1 protein-coding gene is annotated in these 926 nt (G+C 74.2%); it reads right to left on the bottom strand.

Going from position 1 to position 926, the window contains the following annotated elements; translation table 11 throughout:
- Nucleotides 1-99: 99 nt before the first annotated feature.
- Nucleotides 100-792 (bottom strand): pentapeptide repeat-containing protein, encoded by a 693-nt coding sequence (locus AAHZ94_RS34605; RefSeq protein ID WP_349997633.1) that lies wholly within the window; start codon nt 790-792, stop codon nt 100-102.
- Between the last annotated feature and the right edge of the window lie 134 nt (nt 793-926).

Genomic DNA, 926 nt, shown 5'->3' with positions numbered 1-926 from the left:
TATACGTCCCGGGGGGGGGGGGGGGGGGGGGGGGCCGGGGCCGGGGGGGGGGGGGCCCGCCCCCCCCCCCCGCCCGGGCCGGGGGCCCCGACGCACCCCCTACCCCCTCCACCCCCCACCCCCATCCCCGAACCCCAGCTCAAGCTCCACCGCCAGCGCCTCCGCCAACTGCGCCGTCTGCGTGCGGTCGATGACGATCTGTTGGAGGTGGGAGAGGCCGCGGATGCGGGAGAGGTCGTTGCCGCGGAGGTCGAGGCCGCGGTAGGTGCCGCCGTCGAACTCGGTCAGCCACAGGGTGCAGCCGTCGAGCAGGGCCGTGCGGGCGTCGGCGGTGGCGAAGACCGTCTCGCGCAGGGAGCAGGCGGAGAAGATCACCGGGCCGGTGCAGCGGATGCGGGTCAGCACGCTGTAGTCCAGCGTGCAGTTCTCGAACAGGACGTTGTCCAGCGTGAGGTCGTCCAGTGCGGCGCCCACGAGCGTGCAGTCGCGGAAGACGGTGCGCGAGAGCCGGCTGTCGGACCAGCGCAGGGACGCCAGGTCGCAGCCGCTGAACTGAACCGAGTCGATGCGCAGCTTCTCCAGCCTGGTGCGTTCGGTGCACAGCCCGCTGATCCGGCCGTCCTGCAAGTCGGTGTCGAGGAGATGGAGTTCGCGCAGGTCGGTGGCGGTGTAGCGGAACGCTGCGAGCTGGCCGTGGCCGTCGCTGAGGGAGGTGACTGGGGAGAGGTAGCGGTCGGGTGCCAGGGGGCAGGGGAGGACCACGCTCGTGCGGCGGATCGTGCGCGTGTCCATGGGGGGCCTTTCTGCGGTACGGGTCGCTCGACGACGGGGGGGGGGGGGGGGGGGGGGGGGGCCCCCCCCCCCCCCCCCCCCCCCGCCGGGGGGGGGGGGGGGGTTTTAAAAAAAAACCCCCCCCCCCCCGCCAC

This window comes from Streptomyces sp. HSW2009 (genome assembly GCF_040240285.1).
Lineage (GTDB): Bacteria > Actinomycetota > Actinomycetes > Streptomycetales > Streptomycetaceae > Streptomyces.
This window is presented reverse-complemented; position numbering and strand designations above follow the sequence as displayed.

Excerpts from the sequence above, each read along its gene's own strand:
- AAHZ94_RS34605 (WP_349997633.1), bottom strand. The coding sequence starts at position 792 with ATGGACACGCGCACGATCCGCCGCACGAGCGTGGTCCTCCCCTGCCCC.